Consider the following 24886-nt stretch of genomic DNA (forward strand, 5'->3'; position numbering starts at 1 on the left):
TGGAAGATCGGGCTGTGGCTGAGGCTGCGCTCTGGTTGCAGGGCTTCGATCAGTTGCTCGAATGGCAGGTCCTGATGGGCCTGGGCCGCCATGGCCGCTTGCTTGACCTGGGCGAGCAAGCCATCGAATGGCTGCTGCCCATCGACGTGGGCGTTAAGCACCTGGGTATTGACGAAAAAGCCGATCAGCCCTTCGGTCTCGACCCGGTTGCGGTTCGCCGTCGGCACGCCGACGCGGATCTGCGGCTGGCCGCTGTAGCGGTGCAGCAACGCCTGGAACGAGGCGAGCAAGACCATGAACAGGCTGGCGCCTTCTCGCTGGGCCAGTTGTTTCAGCGAGGCAGCCAGCTCCGGCGCCAGTGTCAAATCCAGCCGCGCGCCACGAAGGCTTTGCACCGGGGGACGCGGATGATCGAACGGCAGCTCCAGCACCGGTTGCTCGTCGCCCAGGGTCTGCACCCAATAGGCCAACTGGCGCTCACGCTCGCCGGCTTCCAGCCAATGGCGCTGCCAGATGGCGTAGTCGGCGTATTGCACCGGCAGCCCCGGCAATACAAGCGGCTGGCCGTCTGTGTCGGCGGCGTAACAGCGCACCAGTTCGTCTACCAACACGCGCATCGACCAGCCATCGGCAATGATGTGATGCTGGATCAGCACCAGCACGTGGTCGTCCTCGGCGACTTTCAACAGCGAAACCCGCAGCAACGGCCCCTGGCGCAAATCGAACGGACGCGCGGTTTCGCCTTCGACGTATGCCTTGATGCGCGCGTCCTCGCTGATCGGTGAACCAGCAGGCAGCGCCTCGACAGCGATGCTCAGGGGCATCTGCCGGTGGATAACCTGAACGGCTTGCTCGCCGTGCTCGCTGAACGTGGTGCGCAAGCTTTCGTGGCGCTCGACCAAAGCGTTGAAGCTGCGTTCCAGCGCCGGCACGTCCAATCGTCCTTTGAGACGCAGGGCGCTGGGGATGTGGTAGGCCGAACTGTGCGGCTCCATTTGCCAGAGGAACCACTGACGCTCCTGGGCGTAGGACAGCGGGATATGCTCGAACCCGGAACGCACCTCGGGGATCGGCAGGTTGGCCGGCGAGACGCCCTCTTCCAGCATCTTCTCAAGGTACAGCCTGCGTTTGTCCAGTGGCAGAGTGATAAAGCGCTTGGCAACCCTCAAAGCAACACTCTTGTCCATCAGACTTCCTCCATTTCATCAAGCAGGGCGTCCAGCTTGTTCAGTTTCTCTTCATTGATTGGCCCGTCCGTGCTGTCGAGTCGGGCGACGAAATCCTGCAGGACGGGGTGCTGGAACAGCAGTTGCGGGGTCAGGCTCAACCCCAGTTCGAGGGCCATGCGCGAGACGGCGGTGACCGCCAGCAGCGAGTGGCCGCCCAGCTCGAAGAAGTGATCGTTCAGGCCCACGCGCTCGACGGTGAGCACCTGGGCCCAGATCGCCGCGACTTGCTGTTCTAGTTCGCTGATCGGTGCTTGGTATGCGTTTTGCGATCGCCCGGCCTCGATGCCCGGCAACGCCTTGCGGTCAAGCTTGCCGTTGGGGGTCAGCGGCAGGTGATCGAGGAACAGCCAGTGCGCCGGGATCATGTAGTCGGGCAGATGCTCCTTGAGGCGGGCTTTGAGTGGATCGCGCAGGGTGTCGGCATCCGCCGAAGCCACCACATAGGCCACCAACTGCTGCCCGCCCGGCCCTTCCTGGGCCAGCACCGCCACCTCCTTGACCTCGGGCTGTTGCAGCAGTCGCGCCTCGATTTCCCCCAGCTCGATACGGAAACCACGGATCTTCACCTGATGGTCGATGCGGCCCTGGTACTCGAGCACGCCGTCGTCGCGATAACGGCACAGGTCGCCGGTGCGGTACAGGCGTTCGCCGGTGGTGGAGAACGGGTTGGGCACGTATTTTTCGGCGGTCATCGCCGCGCGGCCAAGGTAACCCCGGGTGATGCCCGCGCCGCTCAGGTACAGCTCAGCGGACACGCCCTGGGGGACCGGTTGCAGGTTGGCGTCCAGCAGGTAGCTGGCGGTGTGCTTGAGTGGGCGACCGATATTGGCCGTGCCGCCCTGGGTGCGGCGGGTCCAGGTTGAATAGGTGGTGTCTTCGGAGGGGCCATAAAGGTCATAGACATGCTCAATCCCACAGGTTAGGGGTGTTGGGTAGAGGGCATCCACCAGGCTCTGCTTCAGCGGCTCACCGGCCAGGTTGATGATGCGCACGCTCTGCGGGATATCCCCACTGCGCTGCAACGCCGCGATGGCCGAGGGTACGGTGTTGATCAGGCGCACCTGGTCGCGGGCCGGCAGGTGCGGCAGTTCCAGGGCATTGCGAGCGATGATCAGCGAACCGCCGTTGGCCAGGGTCACGAACAGCTCCCACACCGACAGGTCGAAACACACCGAGGTCGAGGCCAGCACGCCTTGGATGTCGTCGCGGCTGTAGACGGTTTTCGACCAGTCGATCAGCGCCAGAACGTTGCGGTGGGCGATGGCCACGCCTTTAGGTTTGCCGGTGGAACCGGAGGTGTAGATGACGTAGGCGAGGTTGTCTGGTGTGACCGCTGTGTCCGGTGTTTTTAAGGGATATGAGGTCAATTCAACCCGATCCAGCATCAGCACTTCGGTTCCAGCCGGAACGGTCAACGTCAAAGCCACAGCCTGCTCGGTCAACAGCACCTTCGCCCGACTGTCGTCGAGCATGTAGGCCACGCGCTCGGCCGGGTAATCCGGGTCAAGCGGCACATACGCGCCGCCAGCCTTGAGCACCGCCAGCAAGGCGATCAGCAGTTGCTCGGAGCGCGGCATCGCCACGCCCACGCGCACTTCCGGGCCGACGCCCAGCTCGATCAGTTTATGGGCCAGACGATTGGCACGGCCGTCGAGTTCGCTGTAGCTCAGGCGAATATCATTGAACGTCACCGCCAAGGCATCCGGCGAGGCTTCGGCTTGGCGAGCAATCAGTTGGTGAACGCAAACGTCTTGCTCGAAAGGCGCATCCACCGGATTCCAGTCATGGATCAGGCGCTGGTGTTCATCGAATTCCAGCATCGACAGTTCACCCAAGCACAGCTCGCCATTAGCCGTCATCTGTCCGAGCAACTGAGCCAAATGCCCCGCCAACCGCTCCACGGTAACCGCCGAGAAACTCGCCCGCTGATAACTCATATGCACCGACAACTGCCGCTCCAGCCCCACCAACAGCGTCAACGGATAGTTGGTCTGCTCCTGAGTGATCGGCGAACCAAAGCGCAAACCGTCCGGTGCGCCCTGCTCCAGGGCCTCGGCGATCGGGTAGTTCTCGAACACCAACAAACTGTCGAACAACGCGTCGCCGCCCTGCCCGGCCCAGCGCTGGATGTCCAGCAACGCGGTGTGCTCGAACTCGCGCAAGGCGAGGTTCTGCGCTTGCACCGCTTGCAGCCAACTGTCCAAAGACTGCTCGGCCCGAGGGCTGGCGATCACCGGCAAGGTGTTGATGAACAAACCGATCTGCTGCTCGATGCCAGGCAGGTCCGCCGGACGACCGGCCACCGTCGCACCGAGGGCAACCGTTTCCCGACCGGTGTAGCGCTGCAACAGCAGCAACCAGGCGGCCTGCACCAGCGTGTTGACCGTGACCTTCGAAGATCTGGCAAAGGTTTCCAGGCGACGGGTCAGCACTTCGTCCAGCACCTGCACATGATCGCCATAACCAACACCAGCGTCCGTGGGTTTGGCCACCGCGTCGGCCAGCCGCGTTGGCACTTCCAGGCGTTTCAGCAAAGGTTTCCAGAACGCTTCGCTGACCGCCGCGTCCTGGCGTTGCAGCCAGGCGATGTAGTCCCGATAACGACCGCCCGATACGGCGACGGATTGCCCGCTGTAGCGTTGCAGCACTTCGCCGAGCAACTGCGAGTTGCTCCAGCCGTCCATGAGGATGTGATGGTGGCTGTAGATCAGGTGATAACGCTGCTCGTCGAGACGCACGATCATCAGCCGCATCAGGGCAGGCGCACTCAAGTGAAGTTGCTGGCGTTCGGCATCGGCCAGGGCCCGCAGGGTCTGGTCAGGCGATAACTCACCGCGCAGATCCTGCACGTTGTAAGGCAGTTGCAGGTACTTGCTGACCACTTGCACCGGCGCCGGCAAATCACCCTGCCAGACAAACCGCGTGCGCAGGATGTCATGGGCATCCACCGCCGCTTGCCAGGCCTGGCGGAAGCGTTCCGGATCAAGCCCTTCGACGTCCAGGCGCAGTTGGTTGATGTAGTCGCCGCTCGCGTCGCCATACACACCATGGAAGAGCATGCCTTGTTGCATCGGTGACAACGGATACAGGTCGACGATCTGCGCTGGAGGTAGCGCCAGTCCGTCCAGTTGCTGCTGGTTCAGGCTCGCCAGCGGGAAGTCCGACGGCGTCACGCCGCTGTGCTCGCCCCGGCAGCAATGCTCGATCAGCCGCTGCAGTTCCATCCCATAATCGTCGGCCAGCGCCTGGATGGTGGACTCGTTGAACTGCTCGCGGCTGAAGGTCCAGCCCAGGTCCAGTTCGCCGCCGAACACCTGGCCGTTCAAGGCCAGCGCATTGGACAGCGGTGCTTCGGCGTCCAGCTCATCGCCGGCGGCTTCGTCGGCCGGCACGAACAAAGCGCCGTCGGCTTCGTTGAAGCTGGCGTCGAACTGGCCCAGGTAGTTGAAGGTCAGGCTGGGCGTCGGCAGCCCGGCCAGGATCGCCCGCGTCGCGTCATCCGCCAGATGGGCCAGGGCGCCGAAACCGAGGCCCTTGTCGGGCATCGCCCGCAGTTGCTCCTTGATCTGCTTGAGGCAATCGCCCAAGTCCGCCCGAGGCGTGAGCCGCGCCGGGTACAGGCTGGTGAACCAGCCGACGGTGCGAGTCAGATCGACGTCGTCGAACAAGGCTTCGCGGCCATGGCCTTCAAGCTGGATCAGCGCACTGTCGCTGCCGGTCCAGCGCACCATCACCCGCGCCAGCGCGGTGAGCAGTAGGTCGTTGACCTGGGTGCGATAAGCCTTGGGCGCGTCTTGCAGCAGTTGCCGGGTCAGCGTGGCGTCGAGTCGTGTGCGCACCGTCACGGCCAGGCGGTTCTGCTGGCCGCCTGCCGGGTTATCCATCGGCAACGAGGCATCGACGTCTTCGAGCTGGGCTTGCCAGAACGCCAGTTCCTGCGCCAGCCGGTTGCTGCCGGCATGCGCTTGCAGGCGCTCGGCCCAGGCCTGCGCGGAGGTGGTCTTCAGCGGCAGTCGCAGCGCCGCACCGCTGGACAACTGACGATAGGCGCTTTGCAGGTCCTCGAACAGGATTCGCCACGACACGCCGTCGATCACCAAGTGGTGCACCGCCAGCAACAACCGCTGGGTACCATCGCCCAGCGTCGCCAGGACTGCCCGCAGCAACGGCCCATCTTGCAGGTCCAGGCTGCGTTGGGCCTCATTGGCGATGCCTTGCAAGGCCTGCGCATCAGGTGCGTCCACAGTCCAGAGCAGGTCTTGGCATTGAATGTCGGCGAGACGGTAAACCGCCCTCCAGCCTTCGGCCTGCTCGGTGAAGCTCAAGCGCAGGCCATCATGATGCTCCAACAACGCGTTCAAAGCCTGGTTCAAAACCGATGCATCCAGGCGTTCGGTCGCCTTGAGCATCACCGCCTGGTTCCAGTGATGACGCTGCGGTATCGCCTGTTCGAAGAACACCCGCTGCACCGGCAACAGCGCCAGTTCACCGGTCACCGGACCCTGATCGATGACTTGGGCGCCTTCACCCTGGCGAACCACGGTGGCGAGTGTTTCCAGGGTCTGGTGCTGGAACAGGTCCTTGGGCGTGAAGTGCATACCGGCCTGGCGGGCGCGGCTGACCAACTGGATCGAGACGATGGAATCGCCGCCCAGTTCGAAGAAATTATCCCGCAGGCCCACGCGTTCAAGCTTGAGCACGTCCCGCCAGATCGCCGCCAGTTGCTGTTCCAGCGCAGTGCGCGGCGCCAGGTAGGCGTGTTGCGATTGGCTGGCGTCGGGCTTGGGCAGGTTCTTGCGGTCGAGCTTGCCGTTGGGGGTCAGCGGCAGGCATTCGAGCAGCAGCAGATAGGCCGGAATCATGTGCGCCGGCAACGTCGCCTTGAGCTGCTCACGCAAGTGCTCGGCGAAGTCTTCACGGGCAGGTTCTGCCGCCACCACATAGGCGACCAGACGCTTGCCGCTGCCGGCGGTGCCTTCCTGGGCCACGACCACCGCTTCGCGCACGCCATCGAGGGCTTGCAGACTGGCTTCGATTTCACCGAGTTCGATGCGGAAACCACGGATCTTCACTTGGTTGTCGATGCGGTCCAGGTAATCGAAAGTGCCGTCGGCGCGCTGGCGCACCAGGTCTCCGGTGCGATACAGCAAGCCGCCGGCGCTGAACGGGTCGGCGACAAAACGCTCGGCGGTCAGCCCCGGTCGGTTCAGGTAACCGCGAGCCAATCCCGTGCCGCCCAGATACAGCTCACCGGCCATGCCTTGGGGCACCAGGTTAAGGTTGGCATCGAGCACGTAGGCACTGCGGTCGCCGATGCGGCTGCCGATGGGCGCGTAGGCAGCGCCACAACACGCCTCGCGACCGGCCTTCCAGATCAGCGGCGTGACCACCGTTTCGGTCGGACCGTAACCGTTGATGATGTACTCAGGACGCAAGGCGCGCTTGACCCGCTCGAAACTGGCGTTGGGCACCGCGTCGCCGCCGAAGCAATAGATGCGCACCTTCGGCGGGTTGCCTTCACGCTCGGCGTGCTCGGCCAGTTGTTGCAGGTACACCGGCGGGAACGCCACCACCGTCACACCGTGCTCGTGCATGGCGTTGTAGGTTTGCTCCGGGGTCCACAGGCTGTCGTCGCGAATCAGCAGCGACGCACCGTGGGTCAGGCTGGTGAGCCAGCGCTCGTGGGCGCCGTCGAACGCGAACGACATGAAATGGAATTCGCAATCGCTGTCGCGCATTTCATAACGCTCGCCAATGGCCTGACAGTGCATCGCCAGCGGACCGTGGGCCACGCTGACACCCTTGGGGTTGCCAGTGGAACCGGAGGTGTAGATCACGTAGGCCAGGTTGTGCGGGTCGGGTTGGACGTTGGGCGCGCTGGTCGGCAGTTCGCGCAGATCGATACGGTCCAGTTCCAGCAACGGCAACGACTCATCCACGGGCAACTGGGCCGATACCGAGGAATCGCTGACCAGCAGCGCCAACCCGGCGTCCTTCATCAAATAAGCCAGGCGTTCGCGGGGATAGCTGACGTCCAACGGCACGTAGGCAGCGCCGGCCTTGAGCACCGCCAACAGCGTGACGATCACCTCTTCGCTGCGCGGCAGGGCCACGCCGACTCGGATTTCCGGGCCGACGCCGCGGCTGATCAAGGCGTGGGACAGTTGGTTCGCGCGCCGATCGATCTCGCCGTAGCTGACGTGTCGGTCGTTGAAAATCACCGCCGTGCGTTGCGGGCGCTCGGCGGCCAGCGCGGCGATGCGCTGGTGCACGGGGATGTTTACCGGGTACGGCTGCGGGTGGTTGTCGGCCTGTTGGCGCGCGTGTTCGGCGCCGCTGGCCAGGGCGATTTCACCCAGATTGCGTCCGGCGTCCTGGCTGAATTGCTCAAGCAGATGCAGCAGATGAGTGCCGATGTGATCAATCATCTCGTCGGCGAACTGCCGACGCTCGTAACTGAAGTGCAGCGCCAATTGTTCGCCGAGGGTAACCGCCACGCTCAGGGCGTAATGCGTCTGCTCACGGTTGGCAACGTCGCCGAATGTGACATCGCTGTCAGTGCCTTGCTGCAAAGCCTGGGCAATCGGATAGTTTTCGAATACCAAGAGGTTGTCGAACAGCGCCTCGCCGCCCTGCCCGGCCCAACGCTGGATGTCCGCCAGCGGCGTGTGCTCGAACTCCCGCAGGCTCAGGTTCTGGTCCTGCACCGTTTGCAGCCACTGGCCGACCGTCTGGTCCGGACGCGGGCTGCCGATGACCGGCAGGGTGTTGATGAACAGGCCGACCTGCTGCTCGATCCCCGGCAGATCCGCCGGGCGACCGGCAACCGTCGCGCCAAACGTCACGGTCGGGTGCCCGGTATAGCGTTGCAGCAACAGCAGCCAAGCCGCTTGCACCAGCGTGTTGAGGGTGATTTTCTGCTGACGGGCAAACGACTCCAGTGCCTGGGTGCGCCGCATGTCGAGGGTCAGGAAATGATCGCCGTGACCGCTCTCGCCGCTGCCCGAGGCCGCGCGGGCGAGTCGGGTCGGCTCTTGCAACGGGGCCAGCTGTGCGCTCCAGAAATCCTGGCTGAGCTGGCCGTCCTGGCGTTGCAGCCAAGCGATGTAGTCGCGATAACGCCCAACAGTGCTGGCCGGGGCGCGGCCGTTGTAGCGCTGCATCACCTCGCCGAGCAACTGCGAGTTGCTCCAGCCATCCATCAGGATGTGGTGATGGGTGTAGATCAAATGCCATTGCGCCGCTCCGGTCTGCACCAGCACCAGGCGCAACAGCGGCGCCTGGCTCAAGTCAAAACCTTGGGCACGCTCAGCCTCGGCCAACGCGGCGAGGGCGTGGGCCGGGTCGGCATGCTCGCGCCAGTCCAGTACCGTGAACGGCAACTGCACCTGCTTGTGAACGATCTGCAGCGGTTGCGGCCATTCACCTTCCCAGACGAAGCCGCTGCGCAAAATATCCTGCGCCGCGACAGTGGCCTGCCACGCCGCACGGAAGCGCTCGGCATCCAGGCCTTGCACGTCCACCCGCAATTGATTGACGTATTCGCCAGCCGCCTGCTCGTACAACGTGTGGAACAACAAGCCCTGCTGCATCGGCGACAGCGGATAGACATCATCCAACTGACCGGCCGCCACTGGCAGATGATCGAGTTGCGATTGGGTGATCCGCGCCAGCGGAAAGTCCGACGGCGTGGCTTGCGGTTCCGCCAGGTTGACGCAATGGTCGATCAGCGCCTTGAGCTCGACGGCGTATTGATCGGCCAGTTGCTGCACGGTCGTGCTGTCGAACATGTCACGGCTGAAGCCCCAGCTCATCGCCAGCTCGCCGCCATGCACCTGCCCTTCCACCGTCAGCCAGTTGGCCAGCGGTGCCGTCGGGTCCTGGGCGACGCCACTGCCTTCGCCGGACGGCAGGAACAGCGCCGCCTCATCGAACTGGCGGTCGAACTGGCCGAGGTAGTTAAAAGTGATGCGCGCAGGCGCCAGATCCGTCCATCGGGCCTGCACCGACGGCGCTGCCAGATGACGCAGCACGCCATAGCCCAGGCCCTTGTCCGGGACGCTGCGCAGTTGCTCCTTGATGGTCTTGATCGAGCCGCCGATGTCCTCGGTGGCGGTCAGCTTGACCGGGAACAGGCTGGTCAGCCAACCCACCGTGCGGGTCAGGTCGATGTCATCGAAAAGGTCTTCGCGGCCATGACCTTCGAGCTCGATCAATGTGCTTGGCTGCCCGCTCCAACGGCTGATGGTGCGAGTCAGCGCGGTGAGTAGCAGGTCGTTGACCTGGGTGCGATAGGCAGCGGGCGCCTGTTGCAGCAGTTGCCGGGTCAGTTCGGCCTCCAGGCGCCATTGGATTTTCTCGCCGTGGATGTTTTGCAAGCTGCCCTGCGGGCGTTCGCATGGCAGGTCCCACGCGGCCTCGTGCTGGTTTTTCCAATAGGCCGACTGGTCATCGAAGCGCGATGCTTCGGCCCTCAGACGCGCCGTCCAACTCTGGAAGGCGCTGGTCTTGGCCGGCAACGTAACGCCGCCACCCGCCGACAGTTGCTCGTAGGCCTGCTGCAAATCTTCCAGCAGCACGCGCCATGACACGCCGTCCACCACCAAGTGATGGATGACCAGCGCCAGGCGCTGGCTGCCGTCGGCCAGGTTCACCAGCATGGCGCGCACCAGTGGCCCGTCTTGCAGGTCCAGGCTGCGCTGCGCCTCGTCGCACAGCGCATTCAGGTGCTCGATGGATCGGGCATCGCGTTGCCACAGGTCGGCGCTTTGCAAAAGCGCGGCATGGCTCTGCCGCCAACCGTCGGAGTCTTCGACGAAGCGCAGGCGCAAGGCGTCGTGGTGGTTGATGACGCAAGTCAGCGCCGCGTCGAGCCATTGTGCATTCAGCGGTTCGCGTGGGGTCAGCAACAGCGATTGGTTCCAGTGCTCGCGGGCCTGCATCGCCTGGGCGAAAAACTGCTGCTGGATCGGCCCGAGCATGGCATCGCCAGTGACCGGACCTTGGTCCAGGGCGCTGTGGTTGTCGTGGCGGGCGACCAGCGCCAGGCTGCGCACGGTCTGGTACTGGAACAGGTCGCGGGGATGAATATGCACACCGACCTGTCGTGCGCGGCTCACCACTTGGATGGAAATGATCGAATCGCCGCCCAGTTCGAAGAAGTTGTCTTCGAGACCGACGCGCTCAACGCCAAGCACGCTCTGCCAGATTTCAGCCAAGACGGTTTGCAGTGCATCTTGCGGGGCGATGAATGTTTGCCGGGGCGCGGCGTCGGGTTGTGGCAAGGCCTTGCGATCGAGCTTACCGTTGGCGGTCACGGGCAGGCCGGCCAATGGCATCAGGTAGGTCGGCACCATGTATTCCGGCAGGCCGGCGAGCAGCCAGGCCTTGAGGTCCTGTTGCCACTGCTCGCGCGGGTCGCCGTTTTCCAGCACCAGGTAGCCCACCAGATGCTTGCCGTCCTGCACCAGTACCACGGCCTCGCACACCAGTGGATGTTGCACGAGACGGGCTTCGATTTCCCCCAGTTCGATGCGCAGGCCGCGCAGCTTGACCTGATGATCGAGACGGCCGAGGTACTCGATCACACCGTCGGCGCGCTGGCGCACGCGGTCGCCGGTGCGGTACAGGCGCGCGCCGTCATGGAACGGGCACGGCACGAAACGCTCGGCGGTCAGCGTCGGACGCTGGTAATAACTGCGCGCCAGCCCCGCCCCGCCCAGGTACAACTCGCCCGCCACGCCCCACGGAACCGGCGACAGATCGGCGTCGAGCACATGGGTACGCAGGTTGGCGATGGGCTGGCCGATCGGTACGCAATCGGCGCCCTCATCTACGCAAGTCCAATGGGTCACGTCGATGGCCGCTTCGGTCGGGCCGTACAGGTTGTAGAGCGCTGCGACCGGTAGTTTGGCGAAGACCTGCCGCTGCGCATCCAGCGGCAAGGCTTCACCACTGCAGACGATACGCTTCAAGCTTTCGCAGGATTCCACGCCAGGTTCATGGATGAAGGCCTGCAGCATCGACGGCACGAAGTGCAGCGTGCTGATGCGATGACGGTTGATGCTATCGATCAGTTGCCGCGGATCACGATGGGCACCGGGCGCGGCAATCACCAAGCGTGCTCCGGTCATCAGCGGCCAGAAGAACTCCCACACCGACACGTCGAAACTGAACGGGGTTTTCTGCAACACCGCGTCGCTGCCATCCAGGCGATACGCCTGTTGCATCCAGCACAAGCGATTGACCAGTGCCGCGTGGCTGTTGCCCGCGCCCTTGGGTTTGCCGGTGGAACCAGAGGTGTAGATCACGTAAGCCAAGTTCAGCGGGTCGACCGCGACGTCGGGTCGACTGTCGCTGTAACCGTCGAGCCAACCGTCCGGTTGGTCGAGCGCGATGACCTCGATCCCCTCGGTCGGCAGCTCCGCCGACAGCGCGCGCTGGGTCAGCAGCAAGCCGATGCCGCTGTCCTCGATCATGTAGGCCAGGCGATCCTGCGGATATTCCGGATCCAGCGGCACGTAGGCGCCGCCGGCCTTGTGGATCGCCAGCAGGCCAAGCACCATCTCAACCGAACGCTCGATGCAGATGCCCACCAAGCTGTCCGCTCGTACACCGCGTCCGCGCAGCAGATGGGCCAGACGGTTGGTGCGGGCATCGAGCTGGGCATAGGTCAGGCTCTGGTCGCCAAACATCAGCGCCTGAGCGTGCGGAGTGCGCGCCACCTGGGCTTCGACCAACTGATGCATGCACAGTTCGGTCGGGTAGCGTTGGGCCGTGGCGTTCCAGTCATAAACCAGAGTGGCGCGCTCGTCGGCATCAAGCAGCGCCAGCTCCCCGACACGCCGGGACGGATCGGCAATCATCGCCGCGAGCAATCGCAGCCAATGCCGCGCCATGCGCGCGACGGTCGGCGCCTCGAACAGGTCCTCGGAATAAGTCAGCGCGGCGCGCAACGTGCCTGCTTTTTCGTAAGTGTCCAGGGTCAAGTCGAATTGGGTGGTGCGGGTCTGCCACTCGATCATGTCCAGTTCCAGCCCGGACGCCGTTCGGATCGTGGTGACATCCGCCACTTGGGGCTGATGGTTGTACATCACCTGGAACAGCGGCGTATGGCTGAGGCTGCGCTCCAATTTCAATGCCTCGACCAGGCGCTCGAAAGGCAGGTCCTGGTGGGCCTGGGCACCGAGCGCGGTCTCCTTGACCCGGCGCAGCAACTCGTCGACCCGGGTCTGGCCATCCAATTCGGTGCGCAGCACCTGGGTGTTGACGAAGAAACCGATCAGGCCTTCGATTTCATCGCGGTTGCGGTTGGCAATCGGCACGCCCACGCGGATGTCGGACTGGCCGCTGTAGCGATGCAACAGCACGTTGAACGCGCCGAGCAGCAGCATGAACAGCGTGACGCCCTGCTGCTGGGCCGTGCTGCGCAGTTGCTCCGCCAACCCCGGCTCGATGGCGAATTCATAACGGCTGCCGCGATAGCTTGGCATGGCCGGGCGCGAATGGTCGGTGGGCAATTCCAGCACCGGATGCTCATCACCCAACTGGGCCTGCCAGTACGCCAGTTGTCGGCCCTGCTCACCGGCCTCCAGCCAACGGCGCTGCCACAGCGCGTAGTCGCTGTACTGGATCGGCAAATCGGCCAGTTGCGGCGGCACGCCGGCTTCGTGGGCGTCGTAGCAGCGGATGAACTCTTCGATCAGCACGTTCATCGACCAGCCATCGGAGACGATGTGGTGCAGGGTCAACAGCAGTACGTGCTCCTGCGCATCGAGCTTGAGCAACTCGACCCGCAGCAAGGGGCCGCTGGACAGGTCGAAGGGCCGCATCGATTGTGCTTGCGCAGCCTGGCGCACCGCTTGCTCGCGATTGCCTGCCGGCAAGCCGCTGAGGTCCTGATGCTCGATCAGCAGCGGCGCATCGGTCGCCACTTGCAAGAGGCTGTCGTCGGCCTGGCGCCGGAACACCGTGCGCAGGGTTTCATGACGCGCCACCAAACTGGCAAAAGCCTGCTCCAGCGACGACAGGCTCAACGCGCCCTTGAGCCGCACCGCCCCGGGCAGGTTGTAGGCGCCGCTTTCGGGATCCAACTGCCAGAGAAACCACATGCGCTGCTGGGCATAGGACAGGGCCTGGCGATCCTCGGCTTCGACGCCTTGGGGAATGGGAAAGCTGCTGAAATCCACGCCCTCCTTGTCCAGCGCCGCCAGGAACATCTGGCGCTTGTCCAAAGGCAACCCGATAAACCGGCGAGCAAGTTTCAAGGCGTTTTCAGCATTCATTTCTGGGTATCCGGGATCAGTGGGCACAAGGCACAAAGGCATGTCGTCCCTATGAAACGAATGCAAACCGGAAAAATTAGCGATTGGGAACAAGTGTCAGGAAGGAAGAAAACCGTGGCGAGGGAGCTTGCTCCCGCTCGGCTGCGCAGCAGTCGTAAACCGGCTGATGCGGTCTGCCTGGGTTAATGCGCCATTCTTTTTGAGGCGGCCCGGCCGCCCAGCGGGAGCAAGCTCCCTAGGTCACGAAAGCGGGTCTTTAACGGGTTATGCGCTGATCGCCAACCCATGCCGCCGATGATGCACGCTCAACTGATCCTTGATCAGCCGCAGCACCTTTGCCTCGTGCTCGTGGATGAAGAAATGCCCGCCGGCCAGCATGTCCACCGAAAAGCTGCCCGTGGTTTCCTGGCGCCAGCCCATCAGTTGCGCCGTGGTGGCCTTGTCGGCGGTGCCGCCGAGCACGTGCACCGGGCATTTGAGCAACGGTCGCTGCCGCGGCTGAAAACGTCCGCACAGCAAAAAATCGGCCCGCAGGATCGGCAGGGTCAGGGCCATCAGTTCTTCATTGGCCAGGATCTCCTCGCTCGTGCCGTTGAGGGTGCGCAGTTGCTCGATCAACTCAGCGTCGGTCTTTGCCGTGGCAAAATCGCGATCGTAGTCGGCTCGCATCGTCGGCGCGGCGGTGCCGGATGCAAACAGCGCCACCGGTTCCGGGCTGCCGAGTTCACGCAGGGCATGGGCGATTTCACAGGCCAACAGCGCACCCAGGCTGTGACCGAACAAGGCGTACGGCGCCTGGAGCGTCGGGTAAAGCTCCCGCGCCAGTTGCATCGCCAACGGGCCCATCTCGGTGTGCAGCGGCTCGTCGAAGCGCGCCCCGCGTCCCGGCAACTCCACTGGTTGCACGTGCAGCCATTGCGGCAATTTGCGCCGCCACAGGCTGTACACCATTGCGCTGGCGCCGGAATAAGGCAGGCACAGCAGGGTCAGTTGGGTCACTGCGGTTTTCTCCGATCGTTCGAGTCAAAAGGATAACGAGGCCGGGCCGTAGAAAATTAGTCGCCGGCCTCTCCCCTGGATGCGTCTTATACTGCAAACCCCATGGTTCTGGTCTGCCCAAGGAGAACACGATGAGCTGGTCCGCCCAACAATATGTCGCTTTCGAACAGGAACGCACCCGCCCGTCCCGCGATCTGCTGGCGGCGATCCCGCCGGTACAGGCGCGCCAGGTGATCGATCTGGGCTGCGGCCCCGGAAACTCCACCGAACTGTTGGTGGACCACTTCCCCGGCGCGACGGTGCGTGGCCTGGACAGTTCCGCCGACATGGTCGAAGCCGCCCGCAAGCGCTTGCCCGGCGTGACATTCGACACGGCAGACATCGGCCACTGGAATGAAAGCGGCCCCTTCGAGGTGATCTTCGCCAACGCTGTGCTGCAATGGCTGCCGGACCACGCCACCCTACTGCCGTCACTGGTGGACAAGCTCGCGCCAGGTGGCAGCCTGGCGATCCAGATGCCCGACACGCTGCATCAGCCGTCCCACCGCTTGATGCGGGAGATTGCGGCCAACGGCCCCTGGGCCAGCCAACTGGCCGGGGCCGCTGATTCTCGGACCGAGGTGGAGGACGCCAGCACCTATTATTCGATCCTCAAGCCCCATTGCAGCCGGGTCGATGTGTGGCGCACCACCTATCATCATCCACTGGCCGGTGGCGCTTCGGGCATCGTGGAATGGTTCAAGGGCAGCGGCTTGCGCCCGTTTCTCGAACCGTTGGACGAGACGCAACGCGAGCAATACCTGACGCAATACCTCAAGGCTGTCGAACAGGCCTACCCGACCCTGGACGATGGTTCGGTCCTGCTACCGTTTCCACGGGTCTTCATCGTCGCGACACGCTAGGGCGGCGATTGGCGGCACAGGCTAAATTTTCGGTCACGGCCCTCGTTACCTGCTAGACCGAAAACCCGCAAGAGTGACCGCCGTGGACCTGCAAACCATCCTGGGCAAGCTGTTCGCCAATGCCGGCGCCGTTGGTATCGAAGGCGTCTTCCAGTTCGTGTTCGGCCCGCACCAGGCGTACTGGTCCGAGGTCAAGGCCACCAGCCGCACCCAGGCCGGGCGCCACGCCAGCCCCGACGTCACCATCGAAGTGGCGGAAAAGGACTTCCTCGGGATCATGGCCGGCCTGGCCAATGTCGAGGAACTGTTCGCCAGCGGCCGCCTGAAAATCGGCGGCAACATGGGCCTGGCGACGTTGCTGCCACAGATCATCGACCATGCGCGCCATGGCAGCCGCCCGGTGGAAAAGGTCGACATGAACAAGCGCTACCCCACCCCGCCGCGCTTCAGCGAAAAGCTCACCGCCAGCTTGCCAACTCAACATAGCGTGGAACGTCGGCCGTGCAGCGGGTTGTCAGTCCAGGAATTCAAGGCGCGCTATCTGCCCCATGGCATCCCGGTGGTCATCAGCGATGCGCTGCAGGACTGGCCCTTGTTCAAGCTCAGCCGGGAAGAAACCCTGGTGCATTTTGCCGAGCTGCAAGGCATCACCCGCCACGGCGACTACATCAAGAAAACCTTCTCAACGGAGCGGGATTTTCGCTCCACCTCCATGGCCGATTTCATCGCCTCCCTCGACAACCCGGTGACCACGGCCGCCAACGGCGAGCCGCCGGCGTACATGGGCAACAACATTCTGCCGGCGCAGTTGATGGAGTTGATCAAATACCCGCCCTACTTCGACGCTTCGCTGTTCATCCCGCCACGTATCTGGATCGGTCCCAAGGGCACCCTCACCCCACTGCACCGCGACGACACCGATAACCTGTTCGCCCAGGTCTGGGGCCAGAAAACCTTCACCCTCGCCGCGCCCCACCACCGCGAAGCCCTGGGCACCTGGTCGACCGCGCCCCAAGGCGGGCTGGACGGCTGCGACTTCAATCCCGACGCGCCGGACTATGCACGTTTCCCCAGCGCCCGGGACGTGACGTTCCTGCGGGCCACACTGGAGGCCGGTGACCTGCTGTTCTTGCCGGAAGGCTGGTTTCATCAAGTGGAATCGGTGTCCACATCGCTGTCAGTAAATTTCTGGGTGAATTCGGGACGGGGTTGGTAGCGGTCGAACTTGCACTCGTGGCGAGGGAATGTGTACGGCAAACCTGTCGCTTACCTCTGCTGGCGATAACTTTGCACCGCCGCCCCCAGCACCACCGCCCCGGCCGCAATCGCCAGCCAGAACCCACTGCGCGCGCCGAACGTATCCACCAGCCACCCCGAACCGGCCGCGCCGATCGCCACGCCGATGCTCAGGCCAGTCACCAGCCAGGTCAGGCCTTCGGTCAGCCGGGCTGGCGGCACGATGCGCTCCACCAAGGCCATGGCGACGATCAGCGTCGGCGCGAAAAATAAACCGGCAACGAACACCGCCAGGGACAATCCGAGGATATTGCTCGCCAACAACAGCGGCAGCGTGGTGACCGCGGTCGCCACGCCGCCATACAGGAACAACCGCGGCAGAGGCAGCTTGGAGCGCAGCGCGCCGAACGCCAGCCCGGCCAGGCACGAGCCGATGGCGTAGACCGACAGCACGATGCTCGCCGCCGCCGGTTGCCCCTGCTGCTGGGCGAACGCGACACTGACCACGTCCACCACGCCTACGATGACGCCCATGGCGACCATCAGTAGGAGCAACAAAAGCACGTCGACTGAACCAATGATCGAGCCCTGATGATGGGGCTGATGCGGATGAACCGGCGGCTCGGTCCCGCGTTGCAGCACAAACGCGGTCACGCCGATCGCCAGCAGCAGCACCGAGGCCAGGGGCCCCGCTTCCGGGAACGCCACCACGCACAACCCCACCGACAGCGGCGGCCCAACAATAAAACAGACCTCGTCGAGCACCGACTCCAGCGCATAAGCGGTGCGCAGTTGCGGCTGGCCGCGATACACCTCGGTCCAGCGCGCTCGGACCATCGCCGACATACTGGGCATGCAACCGGCCAGGGCAGCGAACAGGAACAGCGTCCAATGGGGCGCCTGCAATCGCGTACACAGCAGTAGCATCAACAGCGCCCCGCCCCCCAGCAACGCCGCCGCCGGCAAGACCCGTCCCTGGCCGAAACGGTCCACCAGCCGCGACACCTGAGGCGCGCAGAACGCGGTCGCCAAGGCAAACGTCGCCGCCACCGCGCCGGCCAGACCATAGCCGCCCTTGAGCTGCGAAAGCATGGTGATCACGCCGATGCCGGTCATGGATATCGGCATGCGCGCGATCATCCCCGCCAGCACGAAGCCGCGGCTGCCAGGGGCAGTGAATAATTCACGATAGGGGTTTGCCATGGGACACGGTCTCAACAAGGGCCTGCAACTTGCCATAAACGACCGGGACGGGCAAAGCGTAAAACTGTGGGTGAAATGTGAAGACTGTTTCCTGCAAATGAACTCTCGGCACCTGGCGCCAGTCAGCAAGTAAGGCCCTCAGTTCAAGGTGCTACCCATGCAGATTTCCCTCGCCCGACAAGTTGCCCTGGTCACTGGCGCCAGCTCTGGCATCGGCGCCGGCTCCGCCCGGGCATTGGCGGCGGCCGGTGCCGCCGTGGTGCTCAACTACCATTCCAGTGCAGGCCCGGCCGAAGACCTGGCCCGCGAGATCAACGACAGCGGCGGCCGCGCCATCGCCCTCGGCGCCGATGTATCGAAGGAGCAGGATGTCGAACGCTTGTTCGCCCAGACCCTCGACGCCTTCGGCACGCTGGACATCCTGGTCGCCAACTCCGGCCTGCAAAAGGACGCCGCCGCCGTGGACCTGACCCTGGACGACTGGAACACCGTCATCAACGTCAATCTCACCGGCCAATTCCTCTGCGCCCGCGCCGCCCTGCGAATCTTCAACCGCCAGGGCATTCGCCAGGGCGTGTCCCGGGCCGCCGGCAAGATTATCCACATGAGCTCGGTGCACCAGCGCATCCCCTGGGCCGGTCATGTCAACTATGCGGCATCCAAGGGCGGCATCGACCAGCTCATGCAGACCCTGGCCCAGGAAACCAGCCACCAGCGCATCCGCATCAACAGCATCGCCCCTGGCGCCATCCGCACGGCCATCAATCGGGAGGCCATGGCAGGCGACAATGAGGACAAAATCCTCGAGCTCATCCCCTACGGTCGGGTCGGCGATGTGGAGGATGTCGCCAATGCGGTGGTCTGGCTGGCATCGGACTTGTCCGATTATGTCGTGGGCACCACGCTGTTCATCGACGGTGGAATGAGCCTCTATCCGGGGTTCCGCGGCAATGGTTGATCATGACGAGCCGCAAAGCCCCATCGAGAACCACGGCATCATTGGCGACATGCGCACCGCCGCGCTGGTCAACGATCGAGGCAGCGTGGATTTTTTCTGCTGGCCGGAATTCGACAGCCCGTCGATCTTCTGCTCGCTGTTGGACACTCCCGAGGCCGGCATCTTTCAACTCGCGCCGATCTTGCCGGACGCCCGTCGCCAGCAGATTTACCTGCCCGACACCAACGTCCTGCAGACCCGCTGGCTGAGCGACGGCGTGGTGGTGGAAATCACCGATTTGCTGCCCATCGGCGACAGCGAGGATGACCTGCCGGTGCTGATGCGTCGGGTGCGCATGACCGTCGGCAGCGCGACGTTTCGCATGCGTTGCGCGGTGCGCCATGATTATTCCCGCGCCGCGACCACGGCGCGCCAGGAGGGCGATCACGTCATTTTCGAGGCACCGCAACAACCGAGCCTGCGCCTGTGCGCCGACCAGCCCCTGACGCTGGACGGCCAGGCGGCAGTGACGGAGTTCACCCTGGAGCAAGGCCAGACCGCTGAGTTCCTGCTGGGCAGCATCGACGACCCTCGGCTGGTGGACGATACCAGTGCCCTTTGCCTGGAACGAACCCTGGCGTTCTGGCGCGGCTGGATCAGCCAATCGAACTACCGCGGCCGCTGGCGGGAAATGGTCAACCGTTCCGCCCTGGCGCTGAAACTCCTGACATCGCGCAAACAGGGCGCCATCCTCGCCGCCGCCACCTTCGGCCTGCCGGAATCACGTGGCGGCGAGCGCAACTGGGATTATCGCTACACCTGGATCCGCGACGCCTCGTTCACCGTCTATGCGTTCATGCGCCTGGGCTTTGTCGACGAAGCCAACGCTTACATGCGCTGGCTGCGTGGCCGAGTCAGCGATTGTCGCGACCAACCGACCAAACTCAACATCCTCTATGGCCTGGACGGTCGGCTTGAATTGCCCGAAACCGAACTGACGCACCTGAGCGGCTACGGCAACGCGCAGCCGGTGCGTATCGGCAACCTGGCCTACCAGCAGGTGCAGCTGGACATCTTCGGCGAGCTGATGGACGCGGTGTACCTGGTCAACAAATACGGCGAAGCCATCTCCCACCAGGGCTGGAAACACACCGTCGATGTGGTGGATCAGGTATGCACGATCTGGCGGGACGCGGATGTCGGCATCTGGGAAATGCGCGGCGACAAGCAACATTTCCTGCACTCGCGCTTGATGTGCTGGGTGGCCGTGGACCGCGCCATCCGCCTGGCGAGCAAACGCTCCCTGCCCGCCCCGTTCGCCCGTTGGGATGAGACCCGCCAGGCCATCTACGAAGACATCTGGACGAACTTCTGGAGCGACGAACATCAGCACTTCGTCCAGTGCCTGGGCAGCACCGCCCTGGACGGCTCGATGCTGCTGATGCCGCTGGTGCGCTTCGTCAGCGCCCGCGACCCGCGCTGGTTGTCGACGCTGGACGCCATCGAAAAAGACCTGGTGCGAGACGGCATGGTCTATCGCTACCGCACCGACGACAACCCCATTGATGGCCTCAGCGGCACCGAAGGTTCGTTCGTGGCCTGCTCATTCTGGTACGTCGAATGCCTGGCCCGCGCCGGCCGGGTGGAAAAAGCCCAACTGGAATTCGAACAGCTGCTGCGCTACGCCAATCCGCTGGGCCTGTATGCCGAGGAGTTCGACAGCCACGGTTATCATCTCGGCAACCTGCCCCAGGCCTTGAGCCATTTGGCGCTGATCAGCGCGGCGAGCTTTTTGGATCGCAAGTTGAGCGGGGAGAAAAATCATTGGCAGCCGTGAGCTGCGGTTATGACCAATGACGATTCCGTGGCGAGGGAGCTTGCTCCCGCTCGGCTGCGTAGCACACGCCGCTTTTCAGTTCGGAAATTTGGGGTCGCTTCGCCCGAAGCGTCGGACCGTCCCAGCGGGAGCAAGCTCCCTCGCCACGTTGGATTCCAACAAAGCTGAACGCATTTCGCTGGCTGCAGGTTGCCAGTCCTCCAACCCTCTCCTAAGATCGATGCACTCACGGGTGCAGCGGAGCTGCCCGATAAAACCCGATTCAAGGACCTGACATGACGCACATCAAACGCTCCATTACCACCGAGCCCCGAACAGGGCTGACCCGGGGAGAACTCTGGGACGACCACGACAAAGGCTTGATCAAATGCTGGGAAATCGGCCGCGACCGGGCGGCGAGGTTTCCGGAACTGGCTCAACGCTGCCGGGACGGTGAACTGCCGGTGCTGGGCTGGAAAGGCGGGGTCAGCCGCAGTCTGAAGAAAACCGCCAAATTCGGTTGTCTCAAGTACCTGGCCCAATGGCAGGGCCTGCGCGGGGAGGACCTGGACATCGACCTGGCCCAGGAACGAACCCTGACCTGCTCCAGCACGAACATGATCGTGACGTTCACACCGGAGCGGGCCAAATACGTGAACCAGGAGCCCGCCTGACAACAATCGAGCGATGCCGGAGGCAGATATGACAACTGCGCCCAAGGTCAATTTCGCGGTGACGCCACTGCTGCGCATCGCCTATGAAGAACATGGACCCGCCAGCGGCGAGCCAATCATCCTGCTCCACGGTTTCCCCTACGACCCGCGCGCCTTCGACGAGGTGGCCCCGGTCCTGGCCCAACGCGGCTATCGGGTCATCGTGCCCTACCTGCGCGGCTATGGCCCGACCCGGTTCAACAATCCCGCCATCGCCCGCTCCGGCCAACAGGCGGCACTGGCCCAGGACCTGCTGGACCTGATGGACGCGCTCGACATTCCCCGAGCCGCGCTGTGCGGTTATGACTGGGGTGGCCGCGCCGCGTGCATCGTCGCTGCCTTGTGGCCCGAGCGCGCCCGTTGCCTGGTAACGGGCGATGGCTACAATCTGCAGGACATTCCCCATTCAACCCAGCCGCTGAGCCCCGAAGATGAATACCGTCTGTGGTACCAGTATTACTTCCACACCGCCCGGGGCGTCGAAGGCCTGACGCAGAATCGGCGTGAATTGTGCCGATTGCTCTGGCGCCTCTGGTCGCCAACCTGGAAACGCGGCGCCGAGCTGTACCCTCTTAGCGCACCGTCATTCGACAATCCGGACTTCGTCGAAGTGACGATCCACTCCTATCGCCATCGTTTCATGTACGCGTCGGGGGATCCGACGCTCGAGTGGATGGAGGAAAAACTGACAGAGCAACCTGTCATCAGCGTGCCAAGTATTTCCCTGTGCGGCGGCGATGACGGTGTGGGGCCTGCGACGGAGGACGATGAAGATACAGGCCACTTCAGCGGGTTCTATGAACGCCGCGTACTGCCCGGCGTCGGCCACAACATTCCTCAGGAAGCACCCGAGGCCACGGTCAAGGCCTTGCTTGATCTGCTTGGGCACTGAACCGCTCCCGATAAGCCTGGGGTGTCACGCCCACGGCTCGCAAAAAGCTGCGGCGCAGGGTTTCTTCGCTGCCGAAGCCACATTGCAGGGCGACGCGCTTGACCGGCACCGCACTGTCGGCAAGCAGACGGCGAGCGGTCTCCACGCGGATCAGTTCCACGGCGCGGGCCGGGGTCTGGCCGGTCTCGGCGCGGTAATGGCGGACAAAACTTCGCTCACTCATGCCCGCCTCGGCAGCCAGGCTCGACAGGCCCAGGTCCCGCGTCAGGTTCTCGGCGATCCAGGCGTGCAATTTGTCGAAGCGACCGCCCTGCTTTTGTAGCGCCAGGGTGGCGCTGAACTGCGATTGCCCGCCGGGGCGCTTGAGGAAAACCACCAGATGCCGAGCCACCTCCAAGGCCATCGCCCGGCCCAAGTCCTCTTCGACCAACGCCAATGCCAGGTCAATCCCGGCTGTGACCCCGGCCGACGTCCAGACAGGACCATCCTTGATGAAAATCGGATTGGGTTCGACCCGCAGTTGCGGATGTTGCTGGGCCAACTGTTCACAGCGGGTCCAGTGAGTCGCCACCCGTCGTCCGTCCAGCCAGCCACTGGCCGCCAACAGGAACGCTCCGGTACACACTGACGCGACCCGTCGCGAGCGCATCCCTTGATGTTTGACCCAGGCCACCAGGGCTGGATCCTCGGCGGCTTCGTACACGCCCCAACCGCCCGCGATCAACAAGGTGTCGCTGACGTCGTTGGGGAGCGGCTCGGCCATCAGCGCCAACCCCGCCGACGACATCACTGCCCCGCCACCGGCAGCGACCACGGTCGGCGCGTACGGCGCCGGCAGACCCTGCCCACGGACAAGATCGTTGGCCGATGCAAATACTTGCAGCGGGCCGGTGACATCGAGCACCTGCACATTGGCGAAGGCCAGCACATGAATGGATTTCGGTGTATTTGGCATATTGGCGTGATTCGTGGGCTTATTGGCGAATAAGCCAGATCCTACGAGCCTACAGTAAAACCGTCTACCCCTCGGCCATCATCCAAAGGAGCAAGCCACATGACGTTGCAGATCGGTTTTCTGTTGTTCCCTCAGGTCCAGCAACTGGACCTCACCGGCCCATACGATGTACTGGCCTCGTTGCCGGATGTAAAAGTGCACCTGATCTGGAAAGACCTGGCGCCCGTCAATTCCAGCACCGGGCTGGTCTTGCTGCCGACCACCACATTTGAGGACTGCCCGAGGCTCGACGTGATCTGCGTCCCCGGCGGCAGTGGCGTCGGTCCACTGATGGAAGACGAGCAGACCCTGTCCTTCATCAAACGCCAGGCGGCCCATGCCAAATATGTCACCTCGGTGTGCACAGGTTCGCTGGTGCTTGGTGCGGCCGGATTGTTGCGTGGCAAGCGCGCCACCACCCACTGGGCCTTCCACAGTTTGTTGCAGCCCCTGGGCGCGACGCCGGTCAAGGACCGCGTAGTACGAGACGGTAACCTGCTCACCGGGGGCGGCATCACGGCAGGCATCGATTTTGCCCTGACCTTGGCGGCGGAGCTGTTCGATCGAGACACCGCGGAACTGGTCCAGCTGCAACTCGAATACGCTCCCGCACCGCCGTTCGCCTCAGGGTGTCCGGACACGGCGCCGACGAAAGTATTGGAAGAAGCCAACCGGCGTTCGGCAGAGTCTTTGCGGGTACGTTCGCAGATCACTCACCGGGCTGCGGCGCGGTTGGAAAAGGTGTAGCGGGAGGTTGAGCCAGGTAAGCGAGCGTTACCTGGCTGGAGCCGATGCTGGATCGATTCGCCTCAGTAAGGGCTTGCCGTCGGCCGCACCACCAGTTCGCTGACATCGACGTCCGCCGGTTGTTCGATGGCGTAGGCAATCGCCCGGGCGATGGCCTCGGCGGGTATGGCGATCCGACGGAACTCACGCATCTCGGCGCGTCCGCCTTCATCGGAAATGCTTTCGGCCAACTCCGACTCGGTGACGCCGGGGGAAATCACGGTCACGCGAACATCCCCACCGACTTCCTGACGCAAGCCTTCGGAAATCGCCCGCACGGCATACTTCGTGGCGCAGTACACCGCGGCAGTCGGGCTGACTGCGTAGGCACCGATGGAAGCAATGTTGATGAATTGGCCGCTGCGCTGACGCTGCATCAGTGGCAGGCCGGCAGCGATACCGTGGAGCACCCCGCGGATGTTGACGTCGATCATGCGATCCCACTCATCGACTTTCAATGCCTCAAGTTTGGAGAGGGGCATGACCCCGGCGTTATTGACGATCACATCGAGTCGGCCGAATTTTTCGACGGCGAAATCGATCAGGCTCTGCACGTCATCGCGACGGCTCACATCCACGGCTTTGCAAGCAGCCCGTTGGCCGGCGGCCTCAAGCTCCTGCACGAGTGCCTGCAAACGCTCCTCGCGCCGGGCGCCCAATACGACGCAAGCCCCCCGGGCAGCCAGCAAGCGTGCCGCCGCCTCACCAATCCCGCTGCTGGCGCCAGTAATGACCACGACTTTGTTTTGAATATCGGACATGATGAATCCCTCGTCTGGATGTGTTGGCTCCCGGTGGAGCGTTTTGACAGGTCCAGATTAGGGATTCGTTCTGCGCTTCGGTTAGCCGGATTCTCCTGCGCATTTGCACGATCCTGTAACGATAGCGCCTCTGG

13 protein-coding genes (1 of these 13 cut by a window edge) are annotated in these 24886 nt (G+C 63.7%); 7 read left to right on the forward strand and 6 right to left on the reverse strand.

Going from position 1 to position 24886, the window contains the following annotated elements; all coding sequences use genetic code 11:
• The 3 genes from J3P92_RS17145 to J3P92_RS17155 form a co-directional block, all read right to left on the reverse strand.
• On the reverse strand, positions 1 to 1187 hold the 5' end (the start) of the coding sequence (locus tag J3P92_RS17145; protein ID WP_434711740.1) for a non-ribosomal peptide synthase/polyketide synthase. It extends 12295 nt beyond the left edge of the window; only the first 1187 of its 13482 coding nucleotides appear in the window; the start codon lies at positions 1185 to 1187; its stop codon lies off the left edge, out of view.
• Complete coding sequence (locus J3P92_RS17150) at positions 1187 to 13513, reverse strand: non-ribosomal peptide synthase/polyketide synthase (protein WP_434648448.1); 12327 nt, start codon at positions 13511 to 13513, stop codon at positions 1187 to 1189. The genes J3P92_RS17145 and J3P92_RS17150 overlap by 1 nt, the downstream gene beginning before the upstream one ends.
• A 264-nt stretch (positions 13514 to 13777) precedes the next feature.
• Positions 13778 to 14512 carry a thioesterase II family protein gene (locus J3P92_RS17155; RefSeq protein WP_434648451.1) on the reverse strand — a complete coding sequence of 245 codons (735 nt, stop codon included), beginning with the start codon at positions 14510 to 14512 and terminating at the stop codon, positions 13778 to 13780.
• Between the two features lie 131 nt (positions 14513 to 14643).
• Between J3P92_RS17155 and tam the strand changes: the two genes are divergently transcribed.
• The gene (gene tam, locus J3P92_RS17160; RefSeq protein WP_434648452.1) at positions 14644 to 15414 is read left to right on the forward strand and encodes a trans-aconitate 2-methyltransferase; all 771 of its coding nucleotides are present in this window, start codon (positions 14644 to 14646) and stop codon (positions 15412 to 15414) included.
• Positions 15415 to 15496: 82 nt separating this feature from the next.
• A complete protein-coding gene (locus tag J3P92_RS17165) occupies positions 15497 to 16630 on the forward strand; it encodes a cupin-like domain-containing protein (RefSeq protein ID WP_434648455.1) in 1134 nt (377 codons plus the stop codon).
• 50 nt (positions 16631 to 16680) lie between these two features.
• On the opposite strand, the gene J3P92_RS17170 is transcribed toward J3P92_RS17165, so the two are convergent.
• Positions 16681 to 17853, reverse strand: coding sequence for an MFS transporter (locus tag J3P92_RS17170; RefSeq protein WP_434648458.1), 1173 nt, complete (start codon positions 17851 to 17853; stop codon positions 16681 to 16683).
• Positions 17854 to 18010: 157 nt separating this feature from the next.
• On the opposite strand from J3P92_RS17170, the gene J3P92_RS17175 reads away from it, so the two are divergent.
• The 4 genes from J3P92_RS17175 (at position 18011) to J3P92_RS17190 (ending at position 22211) form a co-directional block, all read left to right on the forward strand.
• Entirely contained in the window at positions 18011 to 18811 is an 801-nt protein-coding gene (locus J3P92_RS17175; RefSeq protein WP_434606968.1) for an SDR family oxidoreductase, read from the forward strand.
• Positions 18804 to 20627 (forward strand): glycoside hydrolase family 15 protein, encoded by a 1824-nt coding sequence (locus J3P92_RS17180; protein WP_434559894.1) that lies wholly within the window; start codon positions 18804 to 18806, stop codon positions 20625 to 20627. The genes J3P92_RS17175 and J3P92_RS17180 overlap by 8 nt, the downstream gene beginning before the upstream one ends.
• A gap of 275 nt (positions 20628 to 20902) precedes the next feature.
• Positions 20903 to 21280, forward strand: a complete 378-nt coding sequence (locus J3P92_RS17185) for a hypothetical protein (RefSeq protein WP_434559896.1) — start codon at positions 20903 to 20905, stop codon at positions 21278 to 21280.
• A 28-nt stretch (positions 21281 to 21308) separates the two neighbouring features.
• Positions 21309 to 22211: an alpha/beta fold hydrolase gene (locus tag J3P92_RS17190; protein ID WP_434648460.1), complete on the forward strand. Its 903-nt coding sequence runs from the start codon at positions 21309 to 21311 to the stop codon at positions 22209 to 22211.
• Here J3P92_RS17190 and J3P92_RS17195 read toward each other — a convergent pair.
• The gene (locus J3P92_RS17195; protein WP_434648463.1) at positions 22180 to 23166 is read right to left on the reverse strand and encodes a GlxA family transcriptional regulator; all 987 of its coding nucleotides are present in this window, start codon (positions 23164 to 23166) and stop codon (positions 22180 to 22182) included. The two genes, J3P92_RS17190 and J3P92_RS17195, sit on opposite strands and share 32 nt — an antisense overlap.
• Positions 23167 to 23265: 99 nt before the next feature.
• Here J3P92_RS17195 and inhA point away from each other — a divergent pair, with 99 nt between their 5' ends.
• Complete coding sequence (inhA, locus tag J3P92_RS17200; RefSeq protein ID WP_434606975.1) at positions 23266 to 23952, forward strand: isonitrile hydratase; 687 nt, start codon at positions 23266 to 23268, stop codon at positions 23950 to 23952.
• A 62-nt stretch (positions 23953 to 24014) separates the two neighbouring features.
• On the opposite strand, the gene J3P92_RS17205 is transcribed toward inhA, so the two are convergent.
• Entirely contained in the window at positions 24015 to 24752 is a 738-nt protein-coding gene (locus tag J3P92_RS17205) for an SDR family oxidoreductase (protein WP_420767864.1), read from the reverse strand.
• Positions 24753 to 24886: the final 134 nt, after the last annotated feature.

Source organism: Pseudomonas sp. D3-27, from assembly GCF_051132165.1.
In the GTDB taxonomy this organism is placed as follows: Bacteria; Pseudomonadota; Gammaproteobacteria; order Pseudomonadales; family Pseudomonadaceae; genus Aquipseudomonas.